Genomic DNA, 18,893 nt, shown 5'->3' with positions numbered 1-18,893 from the left:
GGACTGGCGGACCGCAATGGTCGTCGCGGCTCAGGCGGCTTCCTGCTTGGACAGGCCCACCCGCAGGTCCGTGGCCTTGTAGATAGGTTCGCCATCGGCCTTCAGCCAGCCATCGGCGGTTCCGAGCACGAGGCGGCCGCGCATCACGCGCTTGAAGTCGACGCCATACTCGACCTTCTTGACCGACGGCGTGACCATTCCCTTGAACTTGACCTCGCCGGTCGACAGCGCCATGCCCTTGCCGGGCTCGCCAAGCCAGCCGAGGAAGAAGCCGGTGAGCTGCCACATGGCGTCGAGGCCAAGGCAGCCCGGCATGATCGGATTGCCGGGAAAATGGCAGGGGAAGAACCACAGGTCCGGCTTTATGTCGAGTTCGGCGCGGATGAAGCCCTTGTCGAACTCGCCGCCCGTCTCGCTGACTTCGGTGATGCGGTCGAACATCAGCATCGGAGGCGCGGGAAGCTGCGCGTTGCCCGGGCCGAAAAGCTCGCCGCGCGAGCAGGCCAGCAGTTCTTCGTAGTCGTAGCTCGATTTCTGTTCGAACATGAATCCCGTTCTCTCGTCCCCGTCAGCCCCTGGCGGCCGATTGATCGCGCCTGCGTCGCGTGTCGACGCATTCCCCCTATCACAGACTGTTTCTGTCGGGAAACAGCCGAGGCGCTCTATCCCGCCCCGGTCGGGGGGTCAATGTGCCACTATTGATCGTATATCCGTGACGGAATATATGGTGGGAGGATGGCGAGACAAAGAAATGTCCCGCCGCCGGTCGTTTGACGCCCCGAAAAGGATGAGCATCCGCTTGATGGAAACCAACAGCAGCCAGAGCGCCTATATCGAGAAGCGTGTGCGTGAAGCCGGTTTGCGGCCGACGCGACAACGCGTTGCGCTCGCCGATCTGCTGTTTGCCAAGGGCGATCGGCACCTTTCCGCCGAAGAATTGCACGAAGAAGCGCTGGTGGCCGGCGTCGCCGTTTCGCTTGCGACCGTCTACAATACGCTGCATCAGTTCACCGAGGTGGGGCTGTTGCGTATCCTGGCGGTCGAAGGCGCAAAGACCTATTTCGACACCAACACTTCCGACCACCATCACTTTTTCATCGAAGGTGAGAACCGCGTCATGGACATCGAGACCGGGCCGGTCTCCGTCCACAACCTGCCCGAGCCGCCCGAGGGCATGGAAATCGTCAACGTCGACATCATCGTGCGCATCCGTCCCCGGAGCGCCTGACGCCGCGCCCCGACGCCTTGTTTCCGATCGCGTTGAAAATCTCTCGCATTGTATCCGGATTGACCGCGCGTTCCCTGCGTGGTGAAAGCTGCTGACCGAGCCTGGCGAGCCCATACAGCGGAGGAGAAGCGAATGAGCGAGCACGTCGAGATCCACGGCCTGAAGGTCGCACCCGAACTGCTTGCATTCGTGGACAACGAGGCCTTGCCCGGAACCGGCGTGGACCGTGAAGCCTTCTGGTCGGGATTTTCCGCGGTCGCCAGAGAACTGGCGCCGAAGAACCGCGCTCTTCTGGCTCGGCGCGAAGAGCTTCAGGCAAAGATCGACGAATGGCATCGCGCCAATGGCGCGCCCTCGGATATGGCGGTCTACGAGGCGTTCCTGCGCGACATCGGCTATCTGCTGCCCGAGGGACCCGCCTTTGCGGTTTCCACCGAGAATGTCGATCCCGAGATCGCGACGCTCGCCGGCCCGCAGCTCGTCGTGCCGGTGATGAATGCGCGCTACGCGCTCAACGCCGCCAATGCGCGCTGGGGCTCGCTCTACGACGCGCTTTACGGCACCGACGCGATCCCGGAAACGGACGGCGCGGAGAAGGGCAAGGGCTACAATCCGAAGCGCGGCGAGAAGGTCATCGCCTGGGCGCGATCTTTCCTCGACGACAGCGCGCCGCTGGATCGAGCGAGCTGGTCGGACGCCAAGAGCTTCGATGTCGCCATGGGGCGCCTCGCGGTCACGCTGGAGGATGGCCGCATCACGGGGCCGGTCGATGGTACGCAGTTGGCTGGCCATAGGGGAGATGCGTCCGCCCCCACTTCGATCCTGCTGAAAAGGAATGGCCTGCATCTCGAAATCGTCATCGACCGCGATCACTCGATCGGCAAGTCCGACAAGGCGGGCATCGCCGATGTCCTGCTTGAATCCGCGCTGACCACCATTCAGGATTGCGAGGATTCCGTCGCAGCCGTCGACGCGGAAGACAAGGTCGTCGTCTACCGCAATTGGCTCGGCTTGATGAGGGGCGACCTTGCAGAGGAGATCGACAAAGTCGGCAAGACGTTCACGCGCACACTGAACGCAGACCGTGATTACACGGCTGCCGACGGAGCGCAGATTTCCCTGCCCGGGCGCTCGCTGATGCTGGTGCGCAATGTCGGGCACCTGATGACCAATCCGGCGATCCTGCTGGATGACGGTCACGAAATTCCCGAAGGCATCATGGATGCCGCGATCACGGCGCTGATCGCGCTGCACGACATCGGCCCGAATGGCCGTCGCGCCAATTCCCGAGCCGGCTCGATGTATGTCGTGAAGCCCAAGATGCATGGGCCGGAAGAGGTCGCGTTCGCGTCCGAACTCTTCAGCAGGGTCGAGGCCATGCTCGGCATGGCGCCCAACACGATGAAGATGGGCATCATGGACGAGGAACGCCGCACGACGGTGAACCTCAAGGAAGCGATCCGCGCGGCAGCCAGCCGTGTCGTCTTCATCAATACCGGGTTCCTCGATCGCACCGGCGACGAGATCCACACCTCGATGGAAGCCGGCCCGATGATCCGCAAGGGCGACATGAAGCAGGCTTCGTGGATTTCCGCCTACGAGGCGTGGAATGTCGATATCGGGCTGGAATGCGGCCTGTCGGGCCATGCCCAGATCGGCAAGGGCATGTGGGCCATGCCGGACCTGATGGCTGCGATGCTGGAGCAGAAGATCGGCCACCCCAAGGCAGGCGCCAACACCGCCTGGGTGCCGTCGCCGACGGCTGCCACCCTGCATGCCACCCACTATCACAAGGTTGATGTGCACGCCGTTCAGGAGGCACTGAAAACCCGTGGACGGGCGAAGCTCTCGGACATCCTTTCCGTGCCGGTTGCGCCGCGTCCGAACTGGACGCCGGAGGAAATCCAGCATGAGCTGGACAACAATGCGCAGGGCATCCTCGGCTATGTCGTGCGCTGGATCGACCAGGGCGTCGGCTGCTCCAAGGTGCCCGACATCAACGATGTCGGCCTGATGGAGGACCGCGCCACGCTGCGCATTTCCTCGCAGCACATCGCCAACTGGCTGCATCACGGCGTTTGCACGCGCGACCAGGTGATGGAGACCATGAAGCGCATGGCGTCGGTGGTGGACCGGCAGAACCATGACGATCCGCTCTATCGGCCGATGGCGCCCGACTTCGACAGTTCGATCGCGTTTCTTGCCGCGCTCGACCTGGTCTTCAAGGGCCGTGAACAGCCCAGCGGCTATACCGAGCCGGTGCTCCACGCGCGCAGGCTCGAGCTCAAGGCGCGCAATCGCGCCTCGTAGGGGAGGGCCATAGCCGCCGTGCGCATCCTTGCCATCGACACTGCGGCGGCTCTTTGCGCGGCCTGTGTTTACGACACGCAGGCCGGCGAGCTTGGCCGCCAAGTGCTCGACCTCGGCAAGGGCCATGCCGAGCGGCTGATGGGCGTCATCGACGCCGCACTCGCGAACGCCGGCACCGCCTATGCCGACATCGACGCCATCGCTGTGTCCGTCGGCCCGGGCTCGTTTACCGGCGTGCGTGTCGGCGTTGCCACCGCGCGCGGCCTCGCGCTGGCGCTGAAAAGACCCGCCATCGGCATCTCGACGCTGGAAGCGCTGGCAGCCGAAGCGCACGAGGCCGAACCGGGCCGCCCGGTTTTCGTGCGCATCGAGGCCGGCCGAGGACAGGCCTATGTCGCCGGCTTTGGAGAAGATGGGGCGCAGACCGTGTCTCCTTCTGCCGTGACTCTCGAAGAAGCGGAGCGACTGGCGCGCGATCCCGAGGGGCAGATGCTGGTGTCGGGAAAGACCACCGCAGACATTATCACCTACGCCCGCCTTGGCGTGGACAGGCTTTCCAGCGGAGCCTTTGAGAAGCCAAAGCCGCTCTACCTGCGCGACGCCGATGCCAAGCCGCAGGCGGCGTTCGCCCTGCCACGCAAGGCCGTGCCATGAAGGTCCCGTTTCTCTCCGGTGTCTACGACTATGCGATCGAGGCGCTTGGCGACGATGATCTGTCGCGTCTTCCAGCACTTCATGCCGAACACTTCACGCGGCCATGGTCGGAGCACGAGTTCCAGTCGCTGCTGGCGCAGGACACGGTCTTCGGCTTCGGCGTCTGGCAGGTCGGCAACCGCAAGGCCGGTCCGGCCGGGTTCGTGCTGGCGCGGCTGGCGGCGGGCGAAGCGGAGATCCTCACCATCGCGGTTGCCCGCGTCCAGCGCCGCCGCGGGCTCGGCCGCGACCTGATGGAGGCGGTGCTGCGCGAACTGCACGCCCAGCGCGCCGAGGCGCTGTTCCTCGAGGTCGATGAGACCAACGCCCCGGCCGTCGCGCTTTATCGCAGGCTGGGCTTCCGCGAAGTCGCACGCCGCCGCGCCTATTACGACCACCCCGGCGACACGCCGCGCACCGACGCGCTGGTGATGCGGCGCGACCTGAAGCGATGATCGCCAGCGCGCGGCTGGTGCTGGCGCTGGCCGTGGCCGTCCTTGCCACGCCGGCGCTCGCGCTCTGGCAGGTGGTGGCGCTGCGCACCGGCCGGCTCGACCCGCACCGCGCCCCGCGCGCCTGGCACCGGCTGATGGCGCGGCTGCTCGGCCTGAAGATCACCGCCCACGGCAAGCCGGCCGGCGACCGTCCGCTCCTTATCGCATGCAATCACGTCTCGTGGACCGATATCACGGTGCTCGGCGCGATCGCCGACGTCCACTTCATCGCCAAGGCCGACGTGGCCGGCTGGCCGGTGATGGGGCCGCTGTCGCGGCTGCAGCGCACCGTCTTCGTCGAGCGCGGCGCCCGCCGCCGCTCCGGCGCGCAGGTCGGCGAGATCGCGGCGCGGCTGGCCGAAGGCGATGCGATGGTGCTGTTCGCCGAGGGCACCACCGGCGACGGCAACCGCGTGCTGCCGTTCAACTCGACCCTGTTCGGCGCCGCTGTCGGCAGCGGCACGGGCGTGGCGATCCAGCCCGTCGCCATCGTCTACACCCGCCTGCACGGCATCGCCATGGGCCGCCGCCACCGCCGCCACGCTGCCTGGATCGGCGACCAGACGCTGGTGCCGCATCTGGCGCGGCTGCTGCGCGAGGGCGCGCTGGACGTGGAGGTGCATTTCGGCGAACCGCTCGCCTTCGGCCCCGATGAAGGCCGCAAGGACATCGCCCGCGCGGTCGAGGCGCGCGTGCGCGCCATGATGGAGGCAGCCCTCAGGAACCCGGCCTGACGCCGGCGATCTCCCACTCCTGCTCGAGCGTCAGCGGCACGATCGCAGGCTCAAGCGCTGCGGGCCGTTCGGCCTGCCGCGGCGCCGGCGCCGTGGTGCTGCAGGCGGAAACAAGCGCCACGCAGGCGAGGAGGAGGGCAGAGCGGATGGCCATGCGGCCGCCGATAGGCCGGCTTCGTGGCCGAAGCGTGGTGGCGCGCTCAGTTGCCGGACTTCGGCGGCTCGATCTTGTGCATGCGGGCCAGGGCGGGGCCGATCAGTCCGGCAAGGTCGCGGCTCATGGCGAAGGCGATGGGCTCGTCGGAGTCCTCGAATTCGAACGACAGGATGACGCTGTCGCTCTGCTCGTGATAGCCGATCGACCACTTCTCGACCGCGATGGCATCCACTGACTGTTTCATGACCGCTCCTCATTGGTGGCCGATCCAACCACAGCCGCGCCCGCCTGTCCAACGCCGAACGGCGGGCGAACGCGCCGGATAGCCGGCGCGGCCGCGAAGACGGCATTCGCAGCCTGAAAGCGCAAAACCTCCGCACCAATGCCGGCCTCACGACGTGTCGCGCCGCTCCAGCGCCCAGACGGCAAGGTCGTGCGTTGCCGCCAGGATGTCGTGAACCTCGCCGCGCGGACCAAGACCGGAGCGCGGCCGGTGGCTGCCGGGCGGGCGGCCGGGACGCAGCGCCGCGATACGGCGAAAACGCCGCCGCCGGCCGGCGCCGGCCGATCCGCGCTGATCGCTCGCGGCCCGGGCGCGCCGCGCCTGCCACAGTGCCATGCGCCGCGCCTGCGCGGGCAGGTCGTCGAGCGCCGCCGCAAGTGCATGCAGGCGCTGCACGATGCGCGTCGCATCGACCGGATCGCCGGGCCGGGGCGCAAGGCGCGGCGTAATCCTGAACGGCGCGCCATGGCCGGGCGTCGAAACACGCGGCACGGCGCTTTGCGCCGGCCGGCGCGGGCGCAGCGGGTTCGCCAGCCGGTCGAACAGCGGCAGCGACGGTGTCGAAGGCTTCGCTTCACGCCGACGCTTCCGCCGCGAGGCTTTGCGCGGCAGCGGCCCGAGCGCCACCGGCAGCGTCTGCGCCAGCACCACCACCAGCCGCCGCGCGGCAGACTCGGCCGGCCGCAACAGCCGCAGCACGGCCGCGCGCCGGTAACGCGCCAGCACCGGCCGCTCGCCCGCCAGCCCCACCATGGCGACGAGCACTCCCAGCACGCGCTTCAACGCCTGCCGGTTCTTCTCGATCGCCGCATTCCAGTCCATCCGCGCCTCCTTGGGAGGGGGGAGTGTGGTGGGAGGTGGGGAGGGGGTGGATGGGATTTTTTGTCGGGGGGGCGAAGAGAATCTGGAGGTGCGGCGGTTCTTCGGTAGCCGGACGGATGCGTCCTCACCACTTCGTCATGCCCGGGCTTGACCCGGGCATCCATGCCGGAACGGATAACGTCATGCGGCGGTGACGACGAAGTGTTGTGTGCCGGGCAGCCGCCAGCATGACGCCGCTGCGGCGGTGGAAGCGTTCTGGCATGGATCCTCGGGTCAAGCCCGAGGATGACGAGGTGGAGGGGTTGAGACCCTACTTGCCGAGGATGACGAGGTGGGGAGGGTGGTGTCAGGCTTGGCGCGAACCGCCCCTACCCATCCCCCATCTTAAGCGCCTCGATGAACGCTGCCTGCGGGATCTCGACCTTGCCGAACTGGCGCATGCGCTTTTTGCCCTCTTTCTGCTTTTCGAGCAGCTTGCGCTTGCGGGTGACGTCGCCGCCGTAGCACTTGGCCGTCACGTCCTTGCGGAGTGCGGAAATGGTTTCGCGGGCGATGACCTTGCCGCCGATGGCGGCCTGGATCGGGATCTTGAACATGTGCTTGGGGATCAGCTCCTTGAGCTTTTCGCACATGACGCGGCCGCGTTTTTCGGCGGCCGAGCGGTGGACGAGCATGGACAGCGCATCGACCGGCTCGTCATTGACCAGGATCGACATCTTGACGAGGTCGCCCTCGCGATAGTCGGTGAGCTGGTAGTCGAAGCTGGCATAGCCCTTGGAGATCGACTTGAGCCGGTCGTAGAAGTCGAAGACGACTTCGTTGAGCGGCAGGTCGTAGGTGACCATGGCGCGCTTGCCGACATAGGACAAGTCGATCTGCAGGCCGCGCCGCTCCTGGCAGAGTTTCAGGATCGAGCCGAGATAGTCGTCAGGCGTGAGGATGGTGGCGCGGATCCACGGCTCCTCGATCTCGGCGATCTTGACCACGTCGGGCATGTCGGCCGGGTTGTGCAGCTCGATCGCCGTGCCGTCGGTCATGTTGAGCTTGTAGACGACGGAGGGCGCGGTGGCGATGAGGTCGAGGTCGAACTCGCGCTCCAGCCGCTCCTGGATGATTTCCAGGTGCAGCAGGCCGAGGAAGCCGCAGCGGAAGCCGAAGCCGAGCGCGGCCGAGGTCTCCATTTCGAACGAGAACGAGGCGTCGTTGAGCCGCAGCTTGCCCATCGCGGCGCGCAGATCCTCGAAGTCGGCGGCGTCGACCGGGAACAGGCCGCAGAAGACGACCGGCTGCGCCGGCTTGAAGCCGGGGAGCGCCTCGGCGGTGGGGCGCTTGTCCTCGGTGATGGTGTCGCCGACGCGGGTGTCGGCCACTTCCTTGATCGAGCCGTTGAGGAAGCCGATCTCGCCGGGGCCGAGCTCGTCGACCACCACCATCTTGGGCGTAATGACGCCGACGCGGTCGATCTGGTATTTCGACCCGGTGCCCATCATGCGGATCTGCTGGCCCTTCTTCATGACGCCGTCGATGACGCGCACCAGCACGATGACGCCGAGATAGGCGTCGTACCAGCTATCGACCAGCATCGCCTTGAGCGGCGCGTCGCGGTCGCCTTCCTTGGGCGGCGGCAGGCGGGTGACGATCGCCTCCAGCACGGCGTCGACGCCGAGCCCGGTCTTGGCCGAGATCATCACCGCGTCGGAGGCGTCGAGGCCGATGACCTCCTCGACCTGCTCCTTGACGCGGTCGGGCTCGGCGGCCGGCAGGTCGACCTTGTTGAGCACGACGACGATCTCGTGGTTGGCGTCGATCGCCTGGTAGACATTGGCCAGCGTCTGGGCCTCGACGCCCTGGGAGGCGTCGACGACGAGCAGCGAGCCCTCGCAGGCGCGCAACGAGCGCGACACCTCGTAGGCGAAGTCGACATGGCCGGGCGTGTCGATGAGGTTGAGCACGTAGTGCTGGCCGTCCTTGGCGTCGTATTCGAGCCGCACGGTGTTGGCCTTGATGGTGATGCCGCGCTCGCGCTCGATGTCCATGGCGTCGAGCACCTGGTCCTTCATCTCGCGGTCCTCGAGCGAGCCGGTCATCTGGATCAGCCGGTCGGCGAGCGTCGACTTGCCATGGTCGATATGGGCGACGATGGAAAAATTGCGGATGTTCTTGAGCGGGGTTTTCATGGGCTGCGCTTTAGCAGGACAGCAGGCAAAGGCAAAGCGCGATTTGGGCGGCGCGGGCGCATGCAGACGAGTTGTTAACCAATCCACCAGCGCACCGTGCCGCGTTAATGGCGCGGCAGCCGCGCCGCGCTAGTCTGGCTGTGCGGGAGGCAGGCAGGTGACCATGTTGCGCAAACTCGTTTATGCCGGGGCGTTCGCCGGCCTCGCGGCATCCGTGCCGGTGCTGTACGAAAACAATCCCGAGCTGGTGGAACGGCTCCTGGCGGGGCGGGGTGGCGAGGCCGCGCCGGTGGTGGCGCTGGCGCAGCCGGAGAGGCGCGGGGAGATGGCCAGCGGCCGCACAGTGCGGCTCGACGCCGACGCGCGCGGCCATTTCAGCGGCGATTTCAGGCTCAACGGCCGTACCGTGCCGGCGATGATCGATACCGGCGCCACGGTGGTCGCCATCAACGAGACGACGGCGCGGCGCATCGGGCTCTATCTTGCACGGGCTGACTTCACTGCGGCGGTGGAGACCGCCAATGGCCGCGCGATGGCGGCTCCGGCGACGATCGACAGGCTGGAAATCGGTGGCATCGAGGTGCGCGACATCCGCGCCGTGGTGCTGGAGGACGAGGTGCTGACAAGCACGCTGGTCGGCATGAGTTTCCTGTCGCGGCTGCGGCGATACCAGGTCGAAAGCGGCACGATGGTGCTGGAGCAGTAGGATCAGCGCGCCAGCAAGCCTGTAAAGGCACGATGCCCGGGCGGCGTGAAGGCGACGACGCGGCTGCCGGCCTCGCGCCGCGCCCAGCCATTGGCAACGAAACGATCGAGGAGTGCCGCGCCAAGGCTGCCAGCCAGGTGCGAGCGCCGCACGCTCCAGTCGAGGCAGGCCTTGCAGACGGGGCGCCGCGCGGCTTCAAGGCGATCCATGTCGATGCCGAAATCGCAGAACCAGGCCCTGCCTTCGGGCGAGACGGAGAGCGCCGAATCGGTCTCGCGGATCAGTCCGCGGGCAAGCAATGCGTCGTGAAGCGACACGCCGAGCGTGCCGGCGAGGTGGTCGTAGCAGACGCGCGCCTCGCGCATCGCCTGGTCGCGCGGGCCGGGCCGGGTGCGGCGCGGGCCTGAAAGTGCCGCAACGCCCATGATCGCCTCCAGCATGCCGGCGACCTGCGGGCCGGCTAGCGCGAAATAACGATGCCGCCCCTGTGCCGCGACGCGGACGAGGCCGCCATCGGTGAGCCGCGACAGATGCGAACTCGCCGTCTGCTGCGTGACGCCCGCTTCAATAGCCAGTTCGCTCGCGGTGAGCGCAGTGCCGCCCATCAGCGCGGTGAGCATGTTGGCGCGCGCCGGATCGCCGACGAGGGCCGCGACGCGCGACAGTTCCGGACCTTCCTTCATCGCTTCAATTCTCCGAGCATTGTTCGATGGTAGTCGAAGCATGATGGCGGCGCAAGCAGCTAGGGTGCGTGGGTGACCAGAGGAGCCCACCCATGCCGAACCGCCCGCCGATCGTGCCGCTGATGGCGACGGAAAGCGTAGCTGGAACCATGTCATGCGACCTCGGGCGGCTGCTTGTGCGGTGGTGTCAGCGCCACCGCCAGCGCCGCGATCTCGGGCAGCTCGACGACCACATGCTGGCGGATATCGGCGTCACCCGCGCGATGGCGGACGCGGAGCGGCGCAAGCCGTTCTGGCGCTGATCAAATCACCCGACAATGACGAGATGCTTCGAGCGTGATCGAAGCATGCAAACGAGGCGTTGCCATGACCATCACCTGCTTCATCCGCTACGAGATCGATCCGTTCCAGAAAGAGGCGTTCGAAGAATACGCCCGCAACTGGGGCCAGGCGATCCCGCGCGCCGGCGCCGACCTGATCGGCTATTTCGCGCCGCATGAAGGCTCGGCGACGACCGCATACGGCGTCTATTCGATCGACAATCTTGCGCAGTACGAAGCCTATCGGGCAAGACTGGCCGCAGACCCGCTCGGCAAGGCGAATTACGAATTCGCCCGCGAGCGGCGGTTCATCCTCAAGGAGGACCGCATCTTCCTGAAACGCGCCTCCGGGCCGCATGCGGAAAGGATCGTTCCATGATCGCCGTCATCTTCGAGGTCGAGCCGGCATCGGGCCGCAGGAACGACTATCTGGCGATCGCCGGCGGATTGCGGCCGATGCTCGATGGCATGGACGGCTTCATCTCGATCGAGCGCTTCCAGAGCCTGTCGGACCCCGACCGCATTCTGTCGCTGTCCTTCTGGCGCGACGAGGAGGCGGTGAAGGCGTGGCGCACCACGGAGGAACACCGGCAGGCGCAGGTGGCGGGGCGCGGCGGCATCTTCGAAGGCTACCGCCTGCGCATCGCCCATGTGGTGCGGGACTACGGGCTCGACGAACGGCGCGAGCAGGCTCCGGCAGACAGCCGCGCCGCCCACGGCGCATGAGCGTCTTGTGCTTGCCGAAAATCTCGGGTTCAAATGGCGCGTGGCGAAAGAGATCGAGCGCAAGTTCCTGGTCCGCGATGACGGCTGGCGCAAGCTGGCCGACGCGGGTGTATCGATCGTGCAGTTCTATGTTGCCGCCAGCGACGATCGCTCGGTGCGCATCCGCATCCGCGACGACCGCGACGCGCTGCTGACGCTGAAATTCGGCAGCGCGGCGCTGGAGCGCGACGAGTTCGAATATCCCGTGCCGCTGGACGATGCGCGCGAGATGCAGGGTTTCGCCGTCGGGCGCGTTATCGAGAAGACCCGCCACATCGTCATCCATTGCGGCAAGCGCTACGAGGTGGACCGGTTCGCCGGCGCGCTTGACGGCCTCGTCGTGGCCGAGCTGGAGACGCCCGAGATGGTCGCGGACGAAGACCTTCCTCCGTGGCTGGGGCGCGAGGTTACGGGCGAGGCGGCATTTTACAACGCCGCGCTGGCGTTGAACGGCATTCCCGGAGACTGAACCATGGCACCGCAGATCGATCCTTCCAGCCAGCTCGAGGAGGAGGTTGCCCGTATCGCGCAGGCGCTGGACGAGGATGTCGCCTCCCATCTCCACGATGCGGATCCGCATGATTCGAGGAAGGCGATCAAGAAGCTGCGAGCGCTGCTGCGCCTCGTGCGGCCGGCCAATCCCGACAGGCTCAAGCAGGCGGAAAGGCTGTACCGTGATGCCGCGCGCGCCGTCTCGGGCGCCCGCGATGCCAAGGCGGCGGTGGAGACGATCGACCGCTTCATCATGGATTTCCCTGACGAGGTGAAGCGCTGTCGGCTGGATGAGATCAGGGGCGTGTTCCAGGCGCGCAGCGAGCACACGGAAGCATCATTGCTCGAAAGCGCGCGCGACGAGGCGCTGGCGCTGCGCGACGCGGCACGGCAGGAGGTTCTCGCCGTGCGCTTCGACCCGCAGATGAGCGACGGCGACATCCTGAAGGCGGGGTTCAGCAAGACGCTGCACAAATGGCGCAAGGCGCAGAAACAGGCGCGGGGCAGCGGCGATGCGGAGGATTTCCACGAGCTGCGCAAGGTGATCAAGGCGCTCGCCGCGCAACTGGGCCTGCTGCACGAATTCAGGAAGGGCGGCTTCAGGAAGCATCGCAAGAAGGTGACGGAACTGGGCGAGCTGCTGGGCGAACTGAACGACGTGCACGTGCTGCGCCAGACACTCGACGAGAACGATGCCGCGCTGCCGGAAGCGCCTGACGTCGGGCCGTTTGCGAAGCTTCTGAAGAAGCACGCGGCGGCGCTGGAAAAGCAGGTGCTGCGCGAATCGAGACGCCTCTATGGCCGGCGGCCGCGAAAGCTCGCCAAGCTCTTCGGCTGATCCTTGCCGACCGGCGGGCCGAAAATTCTCCAGGGAACCTGACTGGCCTTTCGGGGGTTCGGTTCAGACACCATCCCTGGAGGTCGATGTGCAAACACCCGCTCAAATTGCCTTTCGTCACTATCCCGCGTCCGATCAGGCGGAAGAGGAAATCCGCGCCCGGCTCGACAAGCTCGAAGCAGTCTACGCCGAACTCATATCGGCGAGCGTCACCGTCGACCAGCGTGCCAGCAACGCCGATGAGAGCGTTCCTCCGGTGGTCCGGATCGAGCTTTCGCTGCCGCACGCCGCGCCCGTCGTCGTGGCCTATGAGCCTGATCGCCTGCAGCGGAAGTTCCAGTCGCCAGACCTTCGCAACGCGATCAATGACGCGTTCAACCTGGCCGAGCGCCAGTTGCGCACCTTCAAGGACCGCCGGCGCGGCAGGCCCGATGCGACGGACCACGAGGCCTCTCACCAGTTTCTCGGCCAGGTCGCCGAAATCCAGCCTGACAAGGACCATGGCTTCCTGATGAACAAGGAAGGCGGGCTGCTCTACTTCCACCGCAACAGCGTGCTGGCCGGCGATTTCGACGCGCTGAAGCGTGGCGACGAGGTCCACTATGTCGAGGAGATGGGCGATACCGGCCCGCTGGCGACGAAGGTCAGGCCGAAGGCCGGGTAGTTCGAAGGATGCGGGGATCGACGCAACCGTGTCGTCGTCTTGGATCGTCGGGCCCATAATCGATGTTCCGGCATGGGTCCCCGGGTCAAGCCCGGGGATGACGAGGTGGCGAGGGCGGCGGATCATAAGCTTTGCGGCTGCGAGAGAGACCGCACCACCGCATCGACGAATGAGCACCTCGATACCCACGTCGTCGTCCCCGGGCGACCGCAGCGACGCGGAGGGAGACCCGGGGATTCATGCCGGATCATCACAGATCGCGCGCTGGCCCCATCAAAACTGGAGACAAGACATGCCTATCAACCCGGACCCCAACAGTCCACAACCGACGCCGGACAATCCCAACCCTTCACCGGCACAGCCGACGCAACCGTCCGAGACGCCGCCGCTGGAGCCGCCGGGCATTCCGCCGTCGCAGCCAGACGTGGTCCCGGGGCCGGACGAGCCGCTCCAGGTTCCACCGGATACGCCGGCGGAAATTCCGTCGCAGCCGAACAATCCAGCGCCGGTTGCGTAGGCGATCCGAAGCCTGCGGATGGTCACGTCCGTCGAACCCGTCACCACCGTTCTGGCATGGATCCCCGGGTCAGGCCTGGGGATGACGACAGGAATGTTTGGATTTAGCGGTTTCCGCTGAGGATTGTCCAAACTTCCTCCACCTCGTCATCCCCGGGCCTGACCCGGGGATCCATGCCGGTACGCCGCACGAAACCCCACCGTGCAGGCCAGCCTCTACCCCTCCTCCACATGGGGATGGGTTAGGGATGGGGGGTCGACGACGGCAAGAACGCTCCGCATTCCGACTGATGGGGGAGAAGAAGGATGCCGGCAGGCAGGCCAGAGGCTCTCATGCCGCGTTTCGGGTTACGTTACTTGTCCTCGTCGACGACGTGCAGGCGCAGCCTTCCGGAGGTGCCGTCGGCGACGCGCGCGGGCGCGGCGGGTTCATCGCCGCCGGCGTGTTCGGCGCCGAGTTCCAGTGCCTCGATCCGGGCGCCGCGCTTGGTGACCTTTTCGGTCGAGGTGATGATCAGGTCGATGTCGCGATTTGCCTGAACGAAATGGGTCTGCAGCTTGCGCACCCGCTCGTCGAGGCGGCCGACATCTTCCATAAGGCGGATGACTTCGCCCTGGATCAGGTGTGCCTGTTCGCGCATGCGCGCATCCTTGAGCACCGCCTGGATGACCTGGATCGACAGCATCAGCAGGGATGGCGAGACGATGACGATGCGGGCACGGTGCGCCTTCTGGACCAGCGCCTCGAAATTCTCGTGGATCTCGGCGAAGATGGACTCCGACGGCACGAACATGAAGGCGGTGTCCTGCGTCTCGCCCTGCAGCAGGTACTTCTCCGAGATTGCCTTGACGTGAACCTCGACGTCGCGGCGGAAGGTCTGCGCGGCAACCTTCTGCGCGTCTGGCCCGCCCTCGTCGGCTGCGGCGCGGATGGCGTTCCATGATTCCAGCGGGAACTTGGCGTCGATGACGAGGTCCGGCGCCCCGTTGGGCATGCGCACGAGGCAGTCGGGCCGATTGCCGTTCGACAGCGTCGCCTGGAACTCGTAGGCGCCGTGCGGCAGGCCATCGGCAACGATCGCCTCCATGCGGCTCTGGCCGAACGCGCCACGCGTCTGCTTGTTGGACAGGATGTGCTGGAGCTGCACGACCTGTCCGGCAAGCGACTGGATGTTGTTCTGCGCCGTGTCGATGACGGCGAGCCGCTCCTGCAGTTTTGCCAGGTTTTCGTGGGTGGACTTGGTCTGTTCGGTGATCGAATTGCCCAGCCGTGACGACATGCCGTCGAGGCGCTCGCCGATCGCCTTGGTGAGTTCGGCCTGGCGACTGCCGAACACGTCGGCGATGGCGCCCATCCGGCCCTGCATCTCGTTCTGAGACCGGATGATGTCGGCAATGCGCTCCTCGGCCTGGCGCGCGCGGATCGCGGCGTCCTCGGCCGCCCGGGCACGCTCCCGGCCGGCGCGCCACAGCGACATGCACAGCACCAAGAAGACCAGAATGACGATCAGGCCGGCGGCGGCGAGCACATGGCCGAGCGTGATGGTGGTCGCGCCAAGCTGGGTGACGGGAAGCGAAAACAGCGTATCGGGAGCATTCATCGCACGAGCATAGGCGATTCGCTCTCCTGGCATAAGACCAAAAGGTGAACGAAGGCCTATCTCACCTCGCCAAAGGCGTTGACGAGTTTGGGGTTAGCGATTACCTGACGGGCATGATCAGACCTCTCGTCCTGCTTCCCGATCCCGTATTGCGCGAGCTTTCCAAGCCGCTGGAGCGCGTCGATGACGACGTGCGCAAGCTGGCCGACGACATGCTGGAGACGATGTACGACGCACCGGGCATCGGCCTGGCCGCGATCCAGATCGGCGAGCCTCTGCGCATGCTCGTCATCGACCTCGCCAAGGAGGACGAGCCGAAGGCGCCACAAGTGTTCATCAACCCGCAGATCGAAGCACGCGGCGATGGCGTCTCGGTCTATGAGGAAGGCTGCCTGTCGATCCCCGACTATTATGCCGAGGTGCAGCGTCCCGACACGGTGAGCGTGCGCTATCTCGACCGGGACGGCACGGAACGCACCGTGGAAGCGGATGGTCTTTTGGCGACCTGCCTGCAGCACGAGATCGACCATCTCAACGGCGTGCTGTTCATCGACCACATTTCCAAGCTGAAGCGCGACATGGTGGTGCGCAAGTTCAAGAAGCTGGCGCGCGAGAGGCCCCCAAGCCGGCTGGCCGGCTGAGATGGCGCTCCGCGTCGTCTTCATGGGAACGCCGGAGTTTTCGGCGGCGACGCTTCGCGCCATTGCCGATGCCGGCCATGAGATCGTGGCGGTCTATTCGCAGCCACCGAGACCGGCCGGCCGGCGCGGGCTGGAACTGACGAAATCCCCAGTGCACCAGTTGGGCGAGGAGCTCGGCGTCGAGGTACGCACGCCGTTGTCGTTGAAGTCGGAAGCCGAGCAGGAGGCTTTCCGTGCGCTCGGCGCCGATGTCGCCATCGTCGTCGCATATGGGCTTCTCTTGCCCAAAGCGATCCTCGACGGCACCCGGCTTGGCGCGTTCAACGGCCACGCCTCGCTTTTGCCGCGCTGGCGCGGCGCGGCACCGATCCAGCGCGCCATCATGGCCGGCGACACGCAGACCGGCATGATGGTGATGAAGATGGACGAGGGTCTGGACACAGGCCCCGTCGCGATGGCCGTGAGGGTCGAGATCGCTCCCGACATGACGGCGGGCGAACTGCATGACGCGTTGATGCGCGCGGGAGCCTCTCTCATCGTGGACGCGCTTGCCGCGCTGGAAGCCGGCACGCTGTCGCTGGAACCGCAGGCAGGCGAGGGTGCGACTTACGCCAGGAAGATCGACAAGGCGGAAACCCGCATCGACTGGACGGCAAGCGCTGCCGAGGTTCACAACCGCATCCGTGGACTGTCGCCCTTTCCCGGCGCATGGTGCGAAATGATTATCGCCGGCAAGACGGAACGGGTGAAACTGCTGCGCTCCATCTTGGCTGACGGAAGCGGCGTGGCGGGCACCGTGCTCGACGACGCGCTGACGATCGCCTGCGGCACGGGCGCGGTGCGGTTGCTGCAGTTGCAGCGGGCCGGCGGCAAACCATTGCCGGCAGGAGATTTCCTGCGCGGGGCGGCGCTGACGAAAGGCGACAGGCTTTGAAACGTGGATTGGTGATCCGGCCTTTCGAGGCCGAGGATGCGGACGACGTCAGAAGCGTGGTCGAGGCGGCGTTCGGCGGGACCGACGAAGTCAGGCTCGTCGACGCCTTGCGTGCCAATGGCGACGACGTTCTCGAACTGGTGGCGATCCACGAGCAGGAACTCTATGGCCACATCCTGTTTTCGCGCCTGCGGGTCGAAAGCAGGAATCGCGGTGCCGATGCGGTGGCGCTCGCGCCGCTGGCGGTGCGGCCCGACAAGCATGGAACGAGCGTCGGCACGGCGCTGGTGGAGAGTGCGCACAATCTGTTGAAGCACGCCGACGAGCGGCTTTCGGTCGTGCTTGGCGACCCTGCCTATTACGGCCGCTTCGGCTACACCCACGCGCGCGCCGCCGGCTTTGACTGCCAATGGCAGGGCGAGGCGTTGCAGGCGCTGTCGTGGGGCGAGGCCCCGGATTCAGGGCGTCTCGTCTATGCGGACGCATTCTCGGCGCTCTGACCATGCCCCGCTACCGGCTCGACATCGAATATGACGGGCGTGCCTATGCCGGCTGGCAGCGGCAGGCGGACCTGCATTCGGTGCAGGCCGCAATCGAGAAGGCGATCCTGTCCTTCACCGGACAGACGGTGACCATTCGTGCCGCGGGCCGCACCGATGCAGGCGTCCATGCGACGGGGCAGGTCGTCCATGTCGATCTCGAAAAGGACATGGATGCCGACAAGGTGCAGGGCGCACTGAACGCGCATCTCAAGCTGGCCGGCGAAAGCGTCGCCGCGCTGGCGGTCGCGAAGGTGGCCGATGATTTCGATGCGCGGTTTTCTGCCAAAGCGCGGCATTATCTCTATGTCATCCTCAACCGCCGCGCGCCGCCGGCGCTGATGCGCGGCAATGTCTGGCATGTCCCGCGCGCACTCGATGCCGAAGCTATGCACGGCGCTGCGCAGCGCCTGCTCGGCAAGCACGATTTCACCACCTTCCGCTCGGTGCAATGCCAGTCCGCAAGCCCGGAAAAGACGCTCGATCGTCTTGATGTCACCCGCGATGGCGACCTGATCGAGATACGCGCATCCGCGCGCTCGTTCCTGCACAACCAGGTGCGATCGATGGTCGGGTCGCTCAAGCGCGTGGGCGAGGGTGCGTGGAGCGCCGACGACCTTGAAGCTGCGCTGAAGGCTGCCGATCGCGCGCGCTGCGGCCAGGTGGCGCCGCCGGACGGTCTCTACCTCACCCGCGTCGACTACTGAACCGGGGCCACGCCGAGCAGGTCCTGCAAGGCGAAGAGCACCAGCAACGAGGCGAGCAGCATCGCGCCGAAGACGCCGCTGGCGACACCCGGTCCCTTTTCCAGCGAGGCGTTGGTCAACCGCCAGGAAAGCACCAGCGAGGCAAGGAAAATGCCGAGCGACAGCACCAGCGCCAGCTCGTCGGTGCCCGGGAAAACGAGCCGCAGCAGCGACGCCGGCAGCATGAACCAAGCAAACAGCGCCGAGCCCCAATTGCTGGCCACGACGAAATGCACGAAGCGGTCGCGAATGCCGATATGGCGGGCAACCAGCGCCAGGACGACGATGGGAAGCACCCATGCGCCGATGTCGACCATCGCGATCCTGACCATGACGCCGATGCGCTCGGAGATCGTCGAGTCGGGAAACGCCGCGTTGGCCAGCGGCACCCAGCCGACGACGAGCACCGGCATGGCCACGAGGATGGCGAAGAACGAATTCCAGAATCCGTCCGCCGAGACGTCAAGCAGGCGCATGGCCTCCCGCCGGCCGTTCATCAACTGCCAGGCGGCGACGAGTTGCCGCTGGATATCGTCGGCGGGCGGCATGG

25 protein-coding genes are annotated in these 18,893 nt (G+C 66.3%); 17 read left to right on the top strand and 8 right to left on the bottom strand.

Annotation, left to right across the window (positions count from 1 at the left end; genetic code table 11):
* Positions 1 to 30 precede the first annotated feature (30 nt).
* Positions 31 to 546 (bottom strand): 3-hydroxyacyl-[acyl-carrier-protein] dehydratase FabA, encoded by a 516-nt coding sequence (gene fabA / locus AAFN84_RS09820; RefSeq protein WP_347514372.1) that lies wholly within the window; start codon positions 544 to 546, stop codon positions 31 to 33.
* 256 nt (positions 547 to 802) lie between these two features.
* Between fabA and irrA the strand changes: the two genes are divergently transcribed.
* The 5 genes from irrA (at position 803) to AAFN84_RS09795 (ending at position 5,459) form a co-directional block, all read left to right on the top strand.
* The gene (gene irrA / locus AAFN84_RS09815; RefSeq protein ID WP_347514371.1) at positions 803 to 1,228 is read left to right on the top strand and encodes an iron response transcriptional regulator IrrA; all 426 of its coding nucleotides are present in this window, start codon (positions 803 to 805) and stop codon (positions 1,226 to 1,228) included.
* Positions 1,229 to 1,360: 132 nt separating this feature from the next.
* The gene (locus AAFN84_RS09810) at positions 1,361 to 3,538 is read left to right on the top strand and encodes a malate synthase G (protein WP_347514370.1); all 2,178 of its coding nucleotides are present in this window, start codon (positions 1,361 to 1,363) and stop codon (positions 3,536 to 3,538) included.
* An 18-nt stretch (positions 3,539 to 3,556) separates the two neighbouring features.
* The gene (tsaB, locus tag AAFN84_RS09805) at positions 3,557 to 4,192 is read left to right on the top strand and encodes a tRNA (adenosine(37)-N6)-threonylcarbamoyltransferase complex dimerization subunit type 1 TsaB (protein WP_347514369.1); all 636 of its coding nucleotides are present in this window, start codon (positions 3,557 to 3,559) and stop codon (positions 4,190 to 4,192) included.
* Positions 4,189 to 4,686, top strand: coding sequence for a ribosomal protein S18-alanine N-acetyltransferase (rimI, locus tag AAFN84_RS09800; RefSeq protein ID WP_347514368.1), 498 nt, complete (start codon positions 4,189 to 4,191; stop codon positions 4,684 to 4,686). The genes tsaB and rimI overlap by 4 nt, the downstream gene beginning before the upstream one ends.
* Positions 4,683 to 5,459, top strand: a complete 777-nt coding sequence (locus AAFN84_RS09795) for a lysophospholipid acyltransferase family protein (protein WP_347514367.1) — start codon at positions 4,683 to 4,685, stop codon at positions 5,457 to 5,459. Before rimI ends, AAFN84_RS09795 begins: the two co-directional genes overlap by 4 nt.
* On the opposite strand, the gene AAFN84_RS09790 is transcribed toward AAFN84_RS09795, so the two are convergent.
* The 4 genes from AAFN84_RS09790 to lepA form a co-directional block, all read right to left on the bottom strand.
* On the bottom strand, positions 5,443 to 5,613 hold the full coding sequence (locus AAFN84_RS09790) for a hypothetical protein (RefSeq protein WP_347514366.1): 171 nt from the start codon (positions 5,611 to 5,613) through the stop codon (positions 5,443 to 5,445). The genes AAFN84_RS09795 and AAFN84_RS09790 overlap by 17 nt on opposite strands.
* Before the next feature lie 46 nt (positions 5,614 to 5,659).
* Positions 5,660 to 5,860 carry a hypothetical protein gene (locus AAFN84_RS09785; protein ID WP_347514365.1) on the bottom strand — a complete coding sequence of 67 codons (201 nt, stop codon included), beginning with the start codon at positions 5,858 to 5,860 and terminating at the stop codon, positions 5,660 to 5,662.
* Positions 5,861 to 6,007: 147 nt separating this feature from the next.
* Positions 6,008 to 6,721, bottom strand: a complete 714-nt coding sequence (locus AAFN84_RS09780) for a hypothetical protein (RefSeq protein ID WP_347514364.1) — start codon at positions 6,719 to 6,721, stop codon at positions 6,008 to 6,010.
* 368 nt (positions 6,722 to 7,089) lie between these two features.
* Positions 7,090 to 8,898: a translation elongation factor 4 gene (gene lepA / locus AAFN84_RS09775; RefSeq protein WP_347514363.1), complete on the bottom strand. Its 1,809-nt coding sequence runs from the start codon at positions 8,896 to 8,898 to the stop codon at positions 7,090 to 7,092.
* A 163-nt stretch (positions 8,899 to 9,061) separates the two neighbouring features.
* On the opposite strand from lepA, the gene AAFN84_RS09770 reads away from it, so the two are divergent.
* Positions 9,062 to 9,604: a TIGR02281 family clan AA aspartic protease gene (locus AAFN84_RS09770; protein WP_347515097.1), complete on the top strand. Its 543-nt coding sequence runs from the start codon at positions 9,062 to 9,064 to the stop codon at positions 9,602 to 9,604.
* A gap of 2 nt (positions 9,605 to 9,606) precedes the next feature.
* Here AAFN84_RS09770 and AAFN84_RS09765 read toward each other — a convergent pair whose 3' ends face one another.
* Complete coding sequence (locus tag AAFN84_RS09765; RefSeq protein ID WP_347514362.1) at positions 9,607 to 10,287, bottom strand: helix-turn-helix transcriptional regulator; 681 nt, start codon at positions 10,285 to 10,287, stop codon at positions 9,607 to 9,609.
* A 92-nt stretch (positions 10,288 to 10,379) separates the two neighbouring features.
* Between AAFN84_RS09765 and AAFN84_RS09760 the strand changes: the two genes are divergently transcribed.
* The 7 genes from AAFN84_RS09760 (at position 10,380) to AAFN84_RS09730 (ending at position 13,883) form a co-directional block, all read left to right on the top strand.
* Positions 10,380 to 10,589, top strand: coding sequence for a DUF1127 domain-containing protein (locus AAFN84_RS09760; protein ID WP_347514361.1), 210 nt, complete (start codon positions 10,380 to 10,382; stop codon positions 10,587 to 10,589).
* A 64-nt stretch (positions 10,590 to 10,653) separates the two neighbouring features.
* Positions 10,654 to 10,986 carry an NIPSNAP family protein gene (locus tag AAFN84_RS09755; RefSeq protein ID WP_347514360.1) on the top strand — a complete coding sequence of 111 codons (333 nt, stop codon included), beginning with the start codon at positions 10,654 to 10,656 and terminating at the stop codon, positions 10,984 to 10,986.
* On the top strand, positions 10,983 to 11,333 hold the full coding sequence (locus AAFN84_RS09750) for an antibiotic biosynthesis monooxygenase (RefSeq protein WP_347514359.1): 351 nt from the start codon (positions 10,983 to 10,985) through the stop codon (positions 11,331 to 11,333). Before AAFN84_RS09755 ends, AAFN84_RS09750 begins: the two co-directional genes overlap by 4 nt.
* Positions 11,334 to 11,373: 40 nt before the next feature.
* The gene (locus AAFN84_RS09745) at positions 11,374 to 11,841 is read left to right on the top strand and encodes a CYTH domain-containing protein (RefSeq protein WP_347515096.1); all 468 of its coding nucleotides are present in this window, start codon (positions 11,374 to 11,376) and stop codon (positions 11,839 to 11,841) included.
* A gap of 3 nt (positions 11,842 to 11,844) precedes the next feature.
* Positions 11,845 to 12,702 carry a CHAD domain-containing protein gene (locus AAFN84_RS09740; RefSeq protein WP_347514358.1) on the top strand — a complete coding sequence of 286 codons (858 nt, stop codon included), beginning with the start codon at positions 11,845 to 11,847 and terminating at the stop codon, positions 12,700 to 12,702.
* A gap of 88 nt (positions 12,703 to 12,790) precedes the next feature.
* Positions 12,791 to 13,366, top strand: a complete 576-nt coding sequence (locus AAFN84_RS09735) for an HPF/RaiA family ribosome-associated protein (protein WP_347514357.1) — start codon at positions 12,791 to 12,793, stop codon at positions 13,364 to 13,366.
* A gap of 292 nt (positions 13,367 to 13,658) precedes the next feature.
* Positions 13,659 to 13,883, top strand: a complete 225-nt coding sequence (locus AAFN84_RS09730; RefSeq protein ID WP_347514356.1) for a hypothetical protein — start codon at positions 13,659 to 13,661, stop codon at positions 13,881 to 13,883.
* Positions 13,884 to 14,235: 352 nt separating this feature from the next.
* Here the strand turns inward: AAFN84_RS09730 and AAFN84_RS09725 are convergent, their stop codons facing one another.
* Positions 14,236 to 15,483, bottom strand: a complete 1,248-nt coding sequence (locus AAFN84_RS09725; protein WP_347514355.1) for a DNA recombination protein RmuC — start codon at positions 15,481 to 15,483, stop codon at positions 14,236 to 14,238.
* A gap of 113 nt (positions 15,484 to 15,596) precedes the next feature.
* Between AAFN84_RS09725 and def the strand changes: the two genes are divergently transcribed.
* Genes def through truA form a run of 4 tightly spaced genes read left to right on the top strand, consistent with a single transcriptional unit; the run spans position 15,597 to position 18,304 of the window.
* Complete coding sequence (gene def, locus AAFN84_RS09720) at positions 15,597 to 16,124, top strand: peptide deformylase (RefSeq protein WP_347514354.1); 528 nt, start codon at positions 15,597 to 15,599, stop codon at positions 16,122 to 16,124.
* Between the two features lies 1 nt (position 16,125).
* Entirely contained in the window at positions 16,126 to 17,058 is a 933-nt protein-coding gene (gene fmt / locus AAFN84_RS09715; protein WP_347514353.1) for a methionyl-tRNA formyltransferase, read from the top strand.
* Positions 17,055 to 17,558, top strand: coding sequence for an N-acetyltransferase (locus AAFN84_RS09710; RefSeq protein ID WP_347514352.1), 504 nt, complete (start codon positions 17,055 to 17,057; stop codon positions 17,556 to 17,558). The genes fmt and AAFN84_RS09710 overlap by 4 nt, the downstream gene beginning before the upstream one ends.
* 2 nt (positions 17,559 to 17,560) lie before the next feature.
* Entirely contained in the window at positions 17,561 to 18,304 is a 744-nt protein-coding gene (gene truA / locus AAFN84_RS09705; RefSeq protein WP_347514351.1) for a tRNA pseudouridine(38-40) synthase TruA, read from the top strand.
* Here truA and AAFN84_RS09700 read toward each other — a convergent pair.
* Positions 18,298 to 18,891: a transporter gene (locus tag AAFN84_RS09700; RefSeq protein ID WP_347514350.1), complete on the bottom strand. Its 594-nt coding sequence runs from the start codon at positions 18,889 to 18,891 to the stop codon at positions 18,298 to 18,300. The genes truA and AAFN84_RS09700 overlap by 7 nt on opposite strands.
* Positions 18,892 to 18,893: the final 2 nt, after the last annotated feature.

It is taken from the genome of Mesorhizobium sp. CAU 1741, assembly GCF_039839275.1.
Classification (GTDB): Bacteria; Pseudomonadota; Alphaproteobacteria; order Rhizobiales; family Rhizobiaceae; genus Aerobium.
Note: the sequence above shows the minus strand (reverse complement) of the source record. Positions and strands in the feature narration are given on the sequence as shown.